A 16,409-nucleotide genomic window follows, 5' to 3' on the forward strand; every position below is an offset into this window, starting at 1 on the left:
GTCCGGCTCTTTTTATATGAAAATTTGTACTTTTTTAGGATAAGAAAGGAAAGGGTGGAAACTATGGCAAAAGAGAAAAAACAGAACAACATAGTAAGAAACATGATGATCGCTCTGGTCGGCGGTCTGGTCGTAGGACTTGGATTTATGCTTCTGAAGCAGCAGATGTCTGAGGGAACATGGAACGTGATCAATGCACTTCTGTTCCAGGATATTACAGCAGATCAGGGATTTCATTCCATCGGTCTCTTCTATATTATCGGACAGCTGTTCATGAGAGGATTACAGATGGCGATCGTACCGCTGGTACTTGTATCATTGAGCCTTGCAATGTGCAGTATCTCCAGCTCTTCCAAGCTGGGAAGAATCGCAGGACGTACATTGATTGGATTCTTCTGTTTCTATGTAGTAGGCGCATGCATCGCAGGTATCGTTGCATTTGCAATGAAATCTGCAGGCTTCTTCAATGTTAAGCTTCCGGCAGAGGCAGTTACAGAGGCTGCAACACTGGATCAGTTTAACCCGCTTGCAACAATCGTAACAGCAGTTCCTTCTAACATCGGAACCGCATTCAGCAGCAACAACAGCATCCTTGCAGTTGTAGTAGTAGCTATCGTTCTTGGCCTTTGTATGAATGCACTTGGCGACAAGATGGATCCGCTGAAAAAAGTTCTTGAGAACTTAAGCGACATCATCAACCTTTATCTTACATTCCTGATCAACAAGGTTGGTCCTGTAGCAATCTTCTGTCTGATCTCCCGTACATTCGCTATCTACGGAGCTGAGTATCTGGCACCTGCAGCAGCTTACATTGTAGGTGCGATGCTGACACTGTTTGTACTTGTAGTTACGATTTACCCGATCGGTATCGGCCTTACAACAGGCTTAAGCCCGATGAAATTCCTTAAAAAGATCGCAAAGGTTGGTGTATTCGGATTCTCCACAAACTCTTCCGCAGCATGCCTTCCGCTGAACACCAGAACCTGTCTTGATGAGCTTGGATGCTCTCAGGAGATCACAAGCTTCGTTCTTCCTACAGGTATGACCATCAACATGAACGGTACAACTGTAATGCATATGTTCGCAGTAACATTTATCGCAACAGCATCCGGAATTGACATCACACCTGCAAACCTGATCACAGTTGCATTTCTTTCCATCTGTGCAGCAATGGGCTGCCCGGCTATCCCGATCGCAGGCACAACTCTGATCGTAACCATCCTTTCCGGTATGGGCTGGACATCTGACCTCTGCATGATCGCATATGCACTTGTTGTAGCAATCAACCGTCCGGTTGAGATGGCACTTCTTCCGCTTAACGTAATCGGTGATGCAACAGTCAACGTTATCGTTAACAAGAAAGAGAATGAGCTTAACGTAAACAAATATAACGCGTAAGTGAATATAAAAAGTATTAATATTATACATACAAATTATTAAATTGACTTAATATTACTACGATGATACCATTTAAGCGTATAGTTGAAACATCAGCTATACGCTTAAATACTAAATGGACATGAATGCGCAGCTGTGCAGGCGATTTGCCTATCTGCACAGATACAGTCCGGAATTTCCAGAGTAAAAAAGCGGGACATCCGCAGAAAAATAAAAGGGTTCAGGAGGAAATGAATATGGAGTACAAGACAGCGAAAAGAATGGAATGCCTTCCGTTTTCCGGTATCCGTGCAGTAATGGAAAAAGCAAACAAAATGCAGCAGGCAGGAGAGAAGATCATTCACCTAGAGATCGGCCGTCCGGATTTTGATACACCGGAGAAGATTAAAAAGGCAGCAAACGGGAGCCTTGCAGCAGGACATGTATTTTACACATCCAATTACGGTATCCCGAAACTGAGAGAAGCTATTGCAAAATGGGAGAACGAGAACCATGGTACAGATTATGAAGCATCTGAAGTTCTTGTAACAGTAGGTGTTGGTGAGGCAACTTTCGCATCCATGGACGCTTTCCTGGATCCTGGCGATGAAATCCTTGTTCCTAACCCGGTATGGCTGAACTACATCCATGTTCCGTCAGCGCTTGGAGCAGTACCTGTAACATACAGCCTGAAGGAAGAGAACGATTATCAGATCGACTTTGAGGAGATGGAGTCCAGGATCACAGACAAGACTAAGATGATCGTTGTTGTAAACCCAAGCAACCCGACAGGTGGTGTTTTTTCCAGAGAGACACTTGAGAAATTAAGCGAGATCGCTATCAGACATGATCTTCTTGTGATCGCAGATGAGATCTACAGCCAGCTTGTATACGATGGAACAGAGCATGTAAGCATTGCATCTCTTCCGGGAATGAAAGAGCGTACCATCACATTAGGAGGATTCTCAAAAGCTTACTCCATGACAGGATGGAGACTTGGATATCTGTGTGCACCAGTTGGAATCATCCAGGCCTGCGTACGTGTTCATCAGTATACAGTTACCTGCGCGTCTTCCTTTGTACAGGAAGCGGCGATCACAGCTTTAACTGATTGTGCAGATGATGTTGAGGCAATGAGACAAGAGTATCAGAGAAGAAAAGATTATGTGGTAAAAGCTCTGAACGAGATCGATGGAATCAGCTGCAACAATCCACATGGTGCTTTCTACATCTTCGTAAATATCAAGAGCCTTGGAATGACTTCTATGGAAGTTGCAGAGTACCTTCTTGAGAATGCAAAAATCGCACTGGTACCTGGATCTGCATTCGGTTCCGAGGGAGAAGGATACTTAAGAATCTCTTATGCATGCAGCTATGAGGAGCTTCAGGAAGCATGCGCAAGAATCAAAAAAGCAGTGGAAGAGCTGAAAAACAAATAATCAGATAAAAAAATATCCACCGCTTTTTGTGGCGAAAAGCAATATATTTATATCGTGAAGTCTGGAAAGTGTTGATTTTAAGCCATTTCTGGATATGTGGGTTGATTCAGAGATATGATTTTGTGACGTTTTTAGGACAAACGCCAGAAAATATGGAGAGCTCCGTGACGGTTTGAGTTGACTTTTTGCCGGTAATAGCATATGATAATAACAGCTAAGGAATGTGGTGAGATTCCAAGTGGCAAAGTGAAAGCCCTCAGAGTTGCAGCTCTGGGGGCTTTCTTGCTCGTTGCGGTGAGTTATTCCGTTTTGGGCGGCTTCTTTACGGACAAATCGTTTAATTTAGAAAAGTTACAGAAATCATCTTGACAAACTCAATCCCGAAGGAACAGGATATCGAGCAAAATCAAGATTCGCCAGATTCTATAATATCCCGGAACTGATGAATATGTTCAAGGAGATTGCAGATATCAAGACTTCCGATCAGTTAAAACTTCCTGTGCCGGAAGCGGAATATGAAACAGTGGTGCTGAAACCAACGGAACAGCAGAAAGAAATCGTAGAAAGTCTGGGAGAACGTGCAGAAGTTGTCAGAAACGGCGGGGTAGATGCTTCCGTTGATAATATGCTGAAAATTACCAATGACGGAAGGAAGTTAGCACTGGATCAGCGTTTGGTGAACGAACTATTGCCAGATAATCCGGAAAGCAAAATAGCAGTCTGTGCAGAGAAAAGTTATGAAATCTGGAAAGGTACTGCAGCACAGAAATCAGCACAGTTGATTTTCTGTGATTTGAGCACACCGAAAGGCGATGGTAGTTTTAATGTTTATGATGACTTGAAGCAGAAACTGATAGAGAAAGGTGTACCGGAAAAAGAGATTGCGTTTATTCATGATGCAAATACAGAAGCAAAAAAGACGGAGCTGTTTGGAAAAGTGAAATCCGGTCAGGTTCGTTTTTTGATTGGCTCAACAGCAAAAATGGGTGCTGGAACTAATGTGCAGGACCGTCTGATTGCCCTGCATCATCTGGATATCGGCTGGAAACCGTCAGATCTGGAGCAGAGGGAAGGACGTATTATCCGTCAGGGAAATCATAATAAAAAGGTTCATATTTTCCGATATGTAACAGAATCCACATTCGACAGTTATATGTGGCAGCTGATCGAAAATAAACAGAAGTTCATTTCCCAGATTATGACCAGTAAAGCACCTGTGCGAAGCTGTGAAGATGTGGATGAAGCGGCGCTCTCCTATGCGGAGGTCAAGGCACTTGCAACCGGAAATCCGGCAGTAAAAGAGAAGATGGCATTGGATGTGGATGTAGCAAAATTAAAGCTTTTAAAAGCAAACCACATGAATAACCAGTACCGCCTAGAAGATGATATTGCAAGGAATTTTCCACAACAGATTGCAAAACTGACGGAGATCATAGACAGCTACAAGGTAGATATCGCTCATTATTCTGAGCATAAAATCACAGATCCAGAGCAGTTTTCTATCTATAATCCGTTTCAAAGCCGCAAATAGTGTGCAATGCATCAGTCTAAATGAATTTTTGGCAGGTGAAGATATTGAGGTAACTAATGTAGAAAAAAAATCGGAAGATACACTGATACAGATATCAAAAGATAGTAGTCATAAACAGCGTTATTTAAAGAAGATTATTGCTGTACTTCTTATTGCTGTGGGAGTATTTGCTATTACTCTTGGAATCATGGTATGTAGTAAATTGCGGCAACCACAAAATTATATAGAAGCAGTAGATCCGGATAGTGTAGAAATGAAAACGGCTGAATTGTTGTCCGGAATTGATGGAACCATGATGTTTCGATACAATTCAAAAGATACATTTCAAGCATTATACGTTTACTTGTCAGAATATCATTCTGGAAAACGAGTTTCTCATAAACGAGTTTTGGAACTTTCCTATGAGGACGTGAAATCTGCAAAAAATGGATTGATTGTCATCACTCCGGATTTTGATAATTTTACTGCAAAGCTTATTGCAGCAGATGAATATTCAAAATATATGACAGAAACGCCAATCTTGGAAGGTGTTGCAAACAGAGAATATTATGGAAGATCTGCGACCTCTATAGAGAACAAAAGCACGATAGAGTACGGAACAGAGCAAGGATTGGCAGCACTGATCTATGGCGAACAAGGAGTGAGTTCGTTGCCGATACAGGACATTACAGGAGAATACATAGATACAGATAATGAGTATATGTATTATTATTCGGCTGAGTTTGTAAAATAAGAATAGCAAAAGTGAGAAGAGGATATTACAAATCATTGTTTTGATAATTTGGTGGTATCCTCTTTGTGGATTTCAGAATTTGTTTCTCAGCTTTCGGTATTCTCTTGGCGAATATCCTTTCAGCTTGTGAAAAAGCCGGCTGAAATAAAGCTGGTTATCATATCCGACAATCTTAGAAATCTCATTGATGGAATAAGTTGTTGTTTCAAGTAACATCTGAGCATTGTTGATGCGGATTCCCACAATGAATTGCATTGGTGTAGAACCGGTATATTTTTTGAAATTTCGGATAAACCAGCTGACACTCATGCCTCGTGAGGCAGCATAATCATCAATATTGATATTTTGATTGTAGTTTTCACTGAAAAAGGTAACAGCATTATCCATCTCATGATCAAGATATTCATTTTTTAATATGTGCTCTCTTGTCAGTTCCCGGTGGAAACTAATCAGAAGATGACGTAGCAAAAGGACAAGCATTTCCTCATAATTGTCTTGACAGCGTTGGAGCTCGATAATGATACGTTTGAAAATTTGTTCATATTCATTAGATGTACCCACTTGAAAGACACGTTCTTTATCCGGAAACCCATATTGACGTAAGATATTTTTCACATTGCTTCCTGTGAAGTGAATCCAGTATACTTCTGTCTTATCTTCTCCGTAATATTCATATTTCTGAAGTTCTTTCGGTCTGTACAGTACAATGTTGCCGGCTGGAACAATTGTTTCGTTATTTACATTATCAAAATGAAAATGCCCACAACCAGCAGTGATATATATAATCTGATAATCCAGACGACCCCTTGGACGGTAGGTAGGAAGTTTGGGATGTCTGGAAAGACGGTAAGTACCACAGCTACCTATAATCAGCGGACGACTTTTGTCTTTGAAATCCATATGTGAGTGGTTCAAATAACCGGTGTTCAAATACACAGGACAGCACCTCTTTTCGCACTTTTTATCATTGTATCATTTAGTGCATATTTTGTCTAATCCAATTCATAGACATATTTTGCGGATTAGGATAAGCTATATATAGCATAACTAAGGAACGTAAACAAAAAAGTAAAGTATAAGGTTTGCTTTAGGAAAACAAAGAACAAAAAAGTGTATGTATTGGAGGAGAGCTATTTATGATCGTACCACGTTATTATGAAAATCTAAGCGTACTGCACGAAAACACAATGCCAGCCAGAGCCTATTATATTCCGGCATCCAGAAGAATGGATAACTTGGTGGAACACAGAGAAGAGTCAGATCGTATGCTGTTATTGAATGGAACTTGGAAATTCCAGTATTTTAACAGCATCTATGACATTCAGGATTCTTTCTTTGAGAAGAATTATGATACAGAAAATTTTGATGAGATTCAGGTTCCAAGTGTATGGCAGATGGCAGGATATGATACACACCAGTATACAAACATCCGGTATCCGTTTCCGTTTGATCCACCATATGTGCCACAGGATATTCCGTGTGGAGCTTATGTACATAATTTTGAGTACAGCAGAGATGAGAAAGCATCAAAAGCTTTTTTGAACTTTGAAGGAGTAGACAGCTGCTTTTATGTATGGATCAATGGCTCTTACATAGGATACAGCCAGGTTTCACATATGACCAGTGAGTTTGATGTTACCGATGTACTTCAGGATGGAACGAATACGGTGGCAGTGTTGGTAATGAAATGGTGTGATGGTTCCTATTTGGAAGATCAGGACAAATTCCGTATGAGTGGTATTTTCCGGGACGTGTACATTTTGAAACGCCCAAAACAGGCAATCAGTGATTATCATATTAAAACAAGAATTGAGGATATGCTCGCGAAAGTAGAAATTGAAATGAAATTCTACTCTCCCTTAAATGTAAAAATTTCGATTGAAGATAGAAACGGAGCAGTTGTAGCACTAGGAAGTATTGCTGAAGAAGGAACAGCTGTATTAGAAATTGCAAGTCCGGAACTTTGGAATACAGAAAATCCATATCTATATAAACTGATTCTTGAAACAGAGAATGAAGTAATTGTAGATCACATTGCATTAAGAAAGATAGAGATTAAAGACCAGGTCATTTACCTAAATGGACAGAAGATTAAATTCCGTGGTGTCAATCGACATGATTCCGATCCGGTTACTGGATTTACAATCAGTCTGGAACAGCTCACGACCGATCTTACGTTAATGAAGCAGCATAATTTTAATGCGATCCGTTCCAGCCACTATCCGAACGCACCATTTTTCTATGAAATGTGTGACAAGTATGGATTCATGGTGATAGATGAAGCAGATATTGAAGCTCATGGTCCATTTATGATCTACAGAAAAGAAGACACCGATTACAATCGGTTCAAACGATGGAATGAGATGATTGCAGATGATCCGGCATGGGAAGAGGCAATCGTTGATCGCGTAAAACTTATGGTGGAACGTGACAAAAACCGTTTCTGTATTGTTATGTGGTCAATGGGAAATGAGAGTGCTTATGGCTGCAACTTTGAAAAAGCACTGGAATGGACAAAGAATTTTGACCCAGACCGCATCACACAATATGAGAGTGCAAGATACCGTAATTATGATGAAACATATGATTACAGCAATCTGGATGTGTACAGCCGGATGTATCCGGCGCTTTCCGAAATTCAGGAATATCTGGATAAAGATGGAAGCAAACCCTTCCTTTTGGTAGAGTACTGTCACAGTATGGGAAACGGACCTGGAGATTTTGAAGATTACTTCCAGATGATTCAGGATAATGATAAAATGTGCGGCGGCTTTGTCTGGGAATGGTGTGACCATGCGATTGCTCATGGAACTGCTGAGAATGGAAAGACTATATATGCTTATGGGGGCGACCATGGCGAAGAAATTCATGATGGCAACTTCTGTATGGATGGATTAGTATATCCGGACAGAACGGTACATACAGGACTTTTGGAATACAAGAATGTTTATCGCCCGGCAAGGGTTATTTCCTATGACAAAGAAAGCGGAGAACTGGTGCTTCATAACTACATGGATTTTGATGACTTGAAAGATTATGTGAAGATTAGTTATGAGCTGACACAGGATGGTCTTGTGATCAGCAAAGGTAAACTCCCAGAAGTTTCAGCAGCACCACACAGTGAAGGAAAAATAAACCTTAAAATCAATGTGCCAGAGAGTGGAAAATGTTATTTAAAATTTATTTACCATCTGAAAAAGGAATTGCCACTGTTGGATGAAGACCATATCCTTGGATTTGATGAGATCGAAGTAAGCCAGAAGGATGCCAAATGCCAGTTAGCAGAAAAATGGGTTGAAAAAACAGTGACGGATTCTGAATTACAGGTGAGTGAAGATGATACACAGATTCATATCAAAGGTCGTGAATTCGCATATACAATCGACCGACGGACTGCACTCTTTACAGAGATGAAATTTGCAGGTCGGGAATATCTGAACCACCCGATGGAATTAAATATCTGGAGGGCACCAACAGATAATGATATGTACATCAAGTCTGAATGGAAGAAAGCCCATTATGATAAAGCTTATACAAGAGCTTACACGACAGAGGTCGTGCAGGGAAAGCATGGTGTGAAAATTACAAGCCATGCATCCGTTGTGGCAGAGACAGTACAGAAGATTCTTGATGTGACGATCACATGGAAAATAGAAGCTGCTGGAAAGATTGATGCAGATATTGCAGTAACAAAAGATGATGAATTTCCGGACCTGCCAAGATTTGGTGTGAGGATGTTCCTGGATAAAAAACTTTCAGCTGCACGATACTTTGGAATGGGACCACAGGAAAGCTATTGTGACAAACATCAGGCTGCGAGCCACGGTTTGTATCATGCAAATGTAGATGATTTGCATGAGGATTATATTCGCCCACAGGAAAATGGAAGCCATTATGATTGTGAATATGTAGAGCTTAACAACAGCCGATATGGAATTGTGGTATCTGCGGAAAATGCCTTCTCATTCAATGCTTCTTATTATACGCAGGAAGAACTTGAGAAGAAAACGCATAATTATGAACTGACAGAATCAGATAGTGTAGTATTTTGCGTTGACTACGCATTAAATGGCATTGGTTCTAATAGTTGTGGTCCAGTTGTATTGGATCAGTACCGATTTGATGATGTATTATTCCGGTTCCAGTTTACGCTGATACCGTATGTAAAGGGATAATAAAGTTTCATGTAACTCGTAAATAAAGAAGGATAGTCTGATTGCAATGTAAAGTCCGGATATACAGAGCAATCAGACAAAAACAGAGAAAAAAATATAATTAGACATCATACGGTTAGACATATTGAGATTCTAAGTGCGATGAAGATGAGGAGCAAAGAAATTCGATGGAAGAAAAAAAGTATTTGAAATGGTATAACAAAATTGGATATGGATCAGGTGATATTGCAGGTAATGTAGTCTATGCCTTCCTGACATCTTTCATGATGGTCTATCTGACGGACTCAGTAGGACTTGCTGCAGGTGTCGTAGGTACCCTGATTGCCGTATCAAAACTATTTGATGGTTTTACGGATATATTTTTTGGATCAATGATTGACAAAACACACAGTAAAATGGGAAAAGCGAAGCCATGGATGCTATACGGATACATTGGTTGTGCCATTACGCTGGTCTGCTGCTTTGCAGTACCAGTCAGCTTTGGAACAACGGCTAAATACGCATGGTTCTTTATCTCTTATACACTGTTAAATGGTGTGTTTTATACAGCAAACAATATTGCTTACTCAGCACTTACGTCACTGATTACAAAGAACAGCAAAGAGCGTGTGCAGATGGGATCTTACCGTTTTATTTTTGCGTTTTCAACAAGTCTTCTGATTCAGGCGATTACAGTTGGATTTGTAGATAAATGTGGTGGAGATGCTGCGGCATGGAGAACGGTTGCTATTATCTATGCAATCATTGGTCTTGTCATAAATACGATTTCAGCACTTTCTGTTAAGGAACTTCCTGAGGAAGAACTTAACGAAGGAGAAGTAAAGGATGATAATGAAAAGTACGGAATGGTACAGGCATTCAAGCTTCTTGTTAAAAACAAATATTACATGATGATTTGTGGAACATATATTTTACAGCAGTTATATAGTGCCATGATTGGAGCTGGCATTTATTACATGACATGGGTACTGAAAAATAAGAATTTGTTTGGACAATTTGCATGGGCAGTTAATATTCCACTGATCATTGCCCTGATTTTCACACCGACATTAGTTGGTAAGTGGAAAGGTATGTATAAACTGAACTTAAGAGGTTATGTCTTAGCAGTCATCGGTAGAGCACTTGTTGTTGTTGCAGGATATATGGGCAGTGTTCCGCTGATGATGGCGTTTACAGCTCTTGCAGCCTTAGGTCAGGGACCATGGCAGGGAGATATGAATGCAGTTATCGCATCCTGCTCTGAATACACTTATCTTACACAGGGAAAGAGAATTGACGGAACGATGTACTCTTGTACTTCTCTTGGCGTAAAAATCGGTGGAGGTATTGGAACCGCTGTTGTTGGATGGATGCTTGAGTTCAGTGGATATGTCGGAACAAATGCAACTCAACCGCAGTCTGCACTTGATATGATGCAGTTTATGTATCTTTGGCTTCCGTTAATCTTTGATGTATTGATTATGTTTGTACTTTCAAGAATGAATGTAGAAGATGCAAATAAAAAACTGAAAGCAGAAAAAGAAATTGCTGCAGATGAAGTAACAGATGCATCGGACATAAATTAGAATTGACAGGAGAAAGCGTTGTCTGATCGTTGTTCGATGAGACAGTGCTTTTTCTATATGTATATATATGTCACGATGTGCAACATCAGAATGTGTCTATTGCATTGGCATTAAGTGACGTGATATTTGGAAAAAAAGGCGTGTGCAGAGTACATGGAGGAGGATTTGCAGGAACCATACAGGCATTTGTTCCCAATTATCTGGTGTCCAACTATCAAAAAGAGATGGATAAGATATTTGGAAATGGTTCCTGTGAAGTATTAAAAATTCGTAAGTATGGTGGCATAAAAGTTTTATAATCATAAAAACAAAGAAAAGGAGAAATGATCTATGAGTAGCATTTTAGTATTGGGCGGAGCAGGTTATATTGGTTCTCATACTGTATATGAGCTGATTGCGGCAGGAAAAAATGTTGTAGTTGTTGATAATCTTGAAACAGGTTTTCGTAAGGCTGTTCACCAAGATGCAAAATTTTATCAGGGAGATATCCGGGACAAGGCATTTATAGATTCTGTATTTGAAAAAGAGGAGATCGATGGAGTTATTCACTTCGCAGCCAATTCACAGGTTGGAGAGAGTATGGTAAATCCACTCAAATATTACAACAACAATCTGTGCGGAACAGAAGTATTACTAGAAAGTATGGTCGCACATGGCGTTAACAAGATTGTTTTTTCTTCGACAGCAGCCACATATGGAGAGCCGGAACGTATTCCTATACTTGAAACAGACCGCACAGTTCCAACAAACTGTTATGGTGAAACAAAGCTTTCCATGGAAAAGATGTTTAAATGGACAGCCAATGCCCATGATTTACGTTTTGTATCCTTACGTTATTTCAATGCCTGTGGAGCACATCCAAATGGAAAAATAGGGGAAGCCCATAATCCGGAAACGCACCTGATTCCATTGATCTTGCAGGTGCCAAATGGAAAAAGAGAATATATTTCTATTTTTGGAAATGATTATGATACAAAAGATGGTACATGCGTAAGAGATTACATTCATGTGAATGACCTTGCACAGGCTCATATTCTTGCCATGGAATATTTAAGAAAAGGCAATGAAAGCAATATTTTTAATCTGGGTAATGGGGTAGGATTTACAGTAAAAGAAGTTGTGGAAACAGCTAGAAAAGTAACAGGACATCCGATTCCGGCAAAGGAAGAACCTAGACGAGCAGGAGATCCTTCAACACTGATTGCATCTAGTGAGAAGGCAAAAAAAATTCTTGGGTGGAAGCCTAAATTTGATGAGCTGGAGACAATTATTACAACAGCTTGGGAATGGCATAGAAATCATCCGAATGGTTATGAAGCATAATATGAGTAGGGGGAAACGGTAAAATGATTGATCAGCTGATTTCTGAACTGGTGGCATATGGAATGCAAAACGGACTGATAGAGGATGAGGATAAAGTGTATGTGACAAATGGCTTATTGGAACTGTTTCAAAAACAGGATTATCAGGAGCCGAAAGCATCTGTAGAGCCGAGAAATTTACACTTTATTTTAGAGGACATGCTTGCATTTGCACTGTCAGAGGGAATCTTAGAGGACGATACAGTGACGATGAAGGATCTTTTCGATACAAAAATCATGGGGATTTTGACACCGGCTCCGTCTGTGGTAAGAAAAGCTTTTGAAGAAAAATATCAGGTATCTCCAAAGACTGCAACCGACTTTTATTATCATTTCAGTCAGGCAACAAACTATATCCGCACAGATCGGATTGTAAAGGATGAAAAGTGGACGACAGATACAGAATTTGGTCAGATGGATATCACAATCAATCTGTCAAAACCAGAAAAAGATCCACGGGATATTGCAAAAGCCGGTGTGGCAAAGGAATCCGGATATCCGGCGTGTCTGCTCTGTAGGGAAAACGAAGGGTATGCAGGGCATTTCTCACATCCGGCAAGACAGAACCACAGGATCATACCAATCACTCTGTGTGGAGAGCAGTATTATTTACAGTATTCACCATATGTGTATTACAATGAACATTGCATTATCTTTAATGAGAAGCATATTCCGATGGCAATTAACCGTATGACTTTTGATAAGCTCCTTGATTTTGTTAAGCAGTTTCCACATTATACGGCAGGTTCCAATGCAGATTTGCCAATCGTAGGAGGCTCTATTTTAAGCCATGATCATTTCCAGGGTGGAGGTTATGTCTTTGCTATGGCAAAAGCACCTTACGAACTGGAATTTGAATTAGAGGGATATCCAGATGTACATGCAGGAATTGTAAAGTGGCCGATGTCAGTGATCCGTTTGCAGGGGAGAACAACGGAGAGCATTGTAGAGGTCGCAGATCATATCCTTACAAAATGGCGTGGCTATTCAGATCCAGAAGTTTCTATTTTTAGTGAGACAGATGGGATTCCGCATAATACGATTACACCGATTGCAAGAATGCGTGGAGATCTGTATGAATTGGATCTGGTTTTGCGTAATAATATCACAACGGAGGACTGCCCGCTTGGATTTTTCCATCCACATGCAGAATATCATCATATCAAGAAAGAAAACATTGGGTTGATTGAAGTTATGGGACTGGCTGTATTACCGGCCAGATTGAAAAAAGAAATGGCAGAACTGGAGCAGGCAATTTTGCATCATGAGAATCTGAGACAGAATACGACTATGGCTGCTCATGCCGACTGGGCAGAAGAATGGATGCCGAAGTATGAGATTACAGAAAGTAACATTCATTCTATTGTACAGAAAGAAATCGGAATTGTATTTACGAAAGTCCTGGAGGATGCAGGAGTTTATAAGAGAACAGAGGAAGGGAAGGCTGCATTCAAAAGATTTATTGAAAGTTTATAAAAAAAGGACCACTTCATTTTTGTGAAATGGTCTTAAGAAAAAAATGTTCAGTTTTCACAAAATAGTCCTTTTAGTATTTATACATGGTAAGGATGCTCAAAATATTCAGTGTAGAATACTAAAAGGTCATTCAGATATTTTTTTAGGTTGCTCATTTGCAATTCCTCCTTTCCTTATTTACAAGCTGATTATAAGATAGGTGTAAAAGAATTGCTTGCCAAATCGAAAGAAGATATAGACAAATGTTGCAAAGGGGAGTATTTCATGCAGTTAAAATATGTTGACACAAAAGAGGAGATTATAGCAATAAATAGGAAGTCAAAACATATTGAACCACATCTTCATAATGCACTGGAGATCGTTTGTGTAACAAGTGGAGCATTAGAACTTGGTGTCGGACAGGAACTATACCATATGGAAAAAGGAGATATAGGCTTTGTATTTCCAGATGTTATTCATCACTATCAGGTACTGACACCCGGTGTAAATAAAGCGACTTATCTGATCGCATCGCCATTTACGATAGTCAAATTTGCAGATATCATGCAATCCATGGCTCCTGAATACCCAATCATCAAAGCGGAAAAGGTTGAACCGGAGGTATATAGGGTTATAAATGCAATTTTAGAGACAGAACAGTCGGATATTACTGTTGCACAGGCATATCTTCAAATTGTGTTGGCACGCTGCATAGGAAAATTAAATTTGGTAGAAAAGAGTAGTGTGGGGAGCAATGATCTTATTTACCAGACAGTTTCCTATATATCAGCAAATTTTAAAAAGAAGTTTTCTCTGGAAGAGATGGCAAAAGATCTGGGGGTGAGCAAATATGTTTTATCCAGACTCTTTTCCAAAACATTCCATAGAAACTTTAATCAATATCTTAACGATGCAAGGCTGAACTATGCATGCCATCGTTTGGAAAATACGAGTGATTCTATTACAAACATTTGTCTGGATAGTGGATTTGAAAGTCAGAGAACATTTAACCGAGTATTTAAAGAAAGATATAAAATATCACCGAGTGATTATCGGAGTATTTGTGTGAAAGAGATGTTGTCATAAAAGGTTCTGTTGATAGAAATATTTACTTTGATTTCACAGTACTATGTATTTGATTTTATGTGTGGATGATATAATATAAAAATATTTGTAGAAAATAGCGCTTTATTTTATTATGAAAAGAGCAAGGTGTATTCTAAAGAAACAAGAAAGGCAGGGCGCATATGAACATGAGAAAATCCATAATCGATTTTAATGAAAAAAAAGGATTGCAAAGGGTGGTTCCGCGCATCTGGAATTTGCGTTAATTAAGAGGATAGCTATAGATATCAAAGTTTTACAAATGATCATGGGACATAGTGACATAAGCATTACAATGAACATATACAATCACGTAGATGCTGCAAGAGTACAGAATGAAATGAAAAAGCTTGAAAATGTAATGTAATAATCAGAGCCATTCCCTTTATTGGGCATGGCTCTTTTATGACAATTTTTGTGACAAATAAAAGAAAATAGACGCAATCAGACGAAATATTGTTTTGTATGGAAATGCTGAAAATCCTTGTAAACAAAGGGTTCTTGATATATGATGAAACAAGTCGAAGCCCGTCGAAGTCCGTTGTTGCTTTTTGTGGCGAAAAGCGGTGGATGAATCATCCTGGTATATAATATAAGAAGAAACGGTAAAGCAGAGAATGTTCCTGGCAGGCTTATGCTTGCCATTTTTTTATTTCTGTCGTTCCCATACCTGGCCGATCGGGAAGGACGGAGTGGATTCTGCAAGAAAGTCTTCCAGTGCATTTTCGAAGAATTCCACGGCACGTTTGCTGGTGGACTTTGGATATTTATGCTTGATCTTATAGCAGACACGGTTTGGCGGTGTGTTTTTCAGTTCACTGATAAAAAGAGGCCGGTAATGAGAAAGCTCTAGGATTACAGACTGTGGTGCGACCATCCAGTTTCCCGGTTTTTTCCAGAGACGGTCCAAAAGCGTGATGGTATCTGCTGCAATGTGAGGTCTGGATGCGGAGGAAAGCCAGCGGTCATGCCAGATCTGATAGTTGTCGTCCCAGCTTAAAAACAGCTCCAGAGATGGATCCAGCTCATCGGTATGTATTGCCGGAGCAGAAATAGCTGGCTGATCTGATTGTACCAGATAAAGCTTTTCTTCAAAGATTTTCTCTGTTATGATATTCTTGTAATGCAATTTGTGGTAGACAAATCCGATATCAATGCTGTGTTCTCCAAGAAGTCCGTAGAGCTCTGATGAGTGGTGGGATTCAATGTTCAGGTCCAGTTTGGTCTGCTCATTTAAGATCCTGTCATACAGAGGTGCGAAAACAGCAACATTCAGACTGTCTGTACAGCCGATAGTAAGCAGCAGGGAATCCTGGTTGCGCTGCAGTTCCATGGTTTCTTTCCAGAGGGACATCCATCGTTCCGCAAGAATGATGAAATCTGTTCCCTTGGCAGTCAGTTCCACCTGCTTGTGCCCCTTCTGGCGGATCACAAGGGGAAAGCCGAGTTCATTCTCCAGAGAAGTGAGCCTGTGGCTGACTGTAGGCTGGGAAAGAAAAAGAAGATCCGCTGTACGGGTGATGCTTTTTGTGTTTACGATGGTGAGAAAGGTTTCAATTTCAGCAAGATTCATATGTTCAGCTCCTTTTCTTTGGTACAATCTATCAGGAATAAAGTAAGTTTCAAAACAATATAAAAATTATTTATATTATACAGAGAAATTATTCGT

General features: G+C 39.9%; 11 protein-coding genes and 2 pseudogenes. 11 read left to right on the forward strand and 2 right to left on the reverse strand.

What is annotated here, in order from left to right; all coding sequences use genetic code 11:
- The first annotated feature begins 63 nt into the window (after positions 1-63).
- From WMO28_RS10910 to WMO28_RS10925, 4 genes and pseudogenes are all read left to right on the forward strand, one after another.
- The gene (locus tag WMO28_RS10910) at positions 64-1,398 is read left to right on the forward strand and encodes a dicarboxylate/amino acid:cation symporter (protein ID WP_349057001.1); all 1,335 of its coding nucleotides are present in this window, start codon (positions 64-66) and stop codon (positions 1,396-1,398) included.
- Positions 1,399-1,634: 236 nt separating this feature from the next.
- Positions 1,635-2,816 (forward strand): pyridoxal phosphate-dependent aminotransferase, encoded by a 1,182-nt coding sequence (locus WMO28_RS10915; RefSeq protein WP_349057003.1) that lies wholly within the window; start codon positions 1,635-1,637, stop codon positions 2,814-2,816.
- Positions 2,817-3,186: 370 nt separating this feature from the next.
- A pseudogene (locus WMO28_RS10920) lies at positions 3,187-4,320 on the forward strand (helicase-related protein); the annotation flags it as partial.
- Positions 4,321-4,375: 55 nt separating this feature from the next.
- Positions 4,376-5,080, forward strand: a complete 705-nt coding sequence (locus tag WMO28_RS10925) for a transcriptional regulator (protein ID WP_349057004.1) — start codon at positions 4,376-4,378, stop codon at positions 5,078-5,080.
- Between the two features lie 72 nt (positions 5,081-5,152).
- Here the strand turns inward: WMO28_RS10925 and WMO28_RS10930 are convergent, their stop codons facing one another.
- On the reverse strand, positions 5,153-6,016 hold the full coding sequence (locus WMO28_RS10930; RefSeq protein ID WP_226842992.1) for an AraC family transcriptional regulator: 864 nt from the start codon (positions 6,014-6,016) through the stop codon (positions 5,153-5,155).
- A gap of 200 nt (positions 6,017-6,216) precedes the next feature.
- On the opposite strand from WMO28_RS10930, the gene WMO28_RS10935 reads away from it, so the two are divergent.
- The 7 genes and pseudogenes from WMO28_RS10935 (at position 6,217) to WMO28_RS17105 (ending at position 15,107) form a co-directional block, all read left to right on the forward strand.
- Positions 6,217-9,255 (forward strand): glycoside hydrolase family 2 TIM barrel-domain containing protein, encoded by a 3,039-nt coding sequence (locus tag WMO28_RS10935; protein WP_349057005.1) that lies wholly within the window; start codon positions 6,217-6,219, stop codon positions 9,253-9,255.
- A 167-nt stretch (positions 9,256-9,422) separates the two neighbouring features.
- Positions 9,423-10,820 (forward strand): MFS transporter, encoded by a 1,398-nt coding sequence (locus WMO28_RS10940; protein ID WP_349057006.1) that lies wholly within the window; start codon positions 9,423-9,425, stop codon positions 10,818-10,820.
- A 59-nt stretch (positions 10,821-10,879) separates the two neighbouring features.
- Positions 10,880-11,119 (forward strand): annotated as a pseudogene (locus WMO28_RS10945) (galactokinase); the annotation flags it as partial.
- 31 nt (positions 11,120-11,150) lie between these two features.
- Positions 11,151-12,143 (forward strand): UDP-glucose 4-epimerase GalE, encoded by a 993-nt coding sequence (galE, locus tag WMO28_RS10950; protein ID WP_349057007.1) that lies wholly within the window; start codon positions 11,151-11,153, stop codon positions 12,141-12,143.
- A 23-nt stretch (positions 12,144-12,166) separates the two neighbouring features.
- Positions 12,167-13,657, forward strand: coding sequence for a UDP-glucose--hexose-1-phosphate uridylyltransferase (gene galT / locus WMO28_RS10955; RefSeq protein ID WP_349057008.1), 1,491 nt, complete (start codon positions 12,167-12,169; stop codon positions 13,655-13,657).
- Between the two features lie 264 nt (positions 13,658-13,921).
- Complete coding sequence (locus WMO28_RS10960; RefSeq protein ID WP_040015192.1) at positions 13,922-14,722, forward strand: helix-turn-helix transcriptional regulator; 801 nt, start codon at positions 13,922-13,924, stop codon at positions 14,720-14,722.
- Positions 14,723-14,987: 265 nt separating this feature from the next.
- Positions 14,988-15,107, forward strand: a complete 120-nt coding sequence (locus WMO28_RS17105) for a hypothetical protein (RefSeq protein WP_353963840.1) — start codon at positions 14,988-14,990, stop codon at positions 15,105-15,107.
- Between the two features lie 282 nt (positions 15,108-15,389).
- Here the strand turns inward: WMO28_RS17105 and WMO28_RS10965 are convergent, their stop codons facing one another.
- Complete coding sequence (locus WMO28_RS10965) at positions 15,390-16,313, reverse strand: LysR family transcriptional regulator (RefSeq protein WP_195455344.1); 924 nt, start codon at positions 16,311-16,313, stop codon at positions 15,390-15,392.
- Between the last annotated feature and the right edge of the window lie 96 nt (positions 16,314-16,409).

This window comes from Blautia aquisgranensis (assembly GCF_040096615.1).
GTDB classification, from domain to species: domain Bacteria; phylum Bacillota; class Clostridia; order Lachnospirales; family Lachnospiraceae; genus Blautia_A; species Blautia_A aquisgranensis.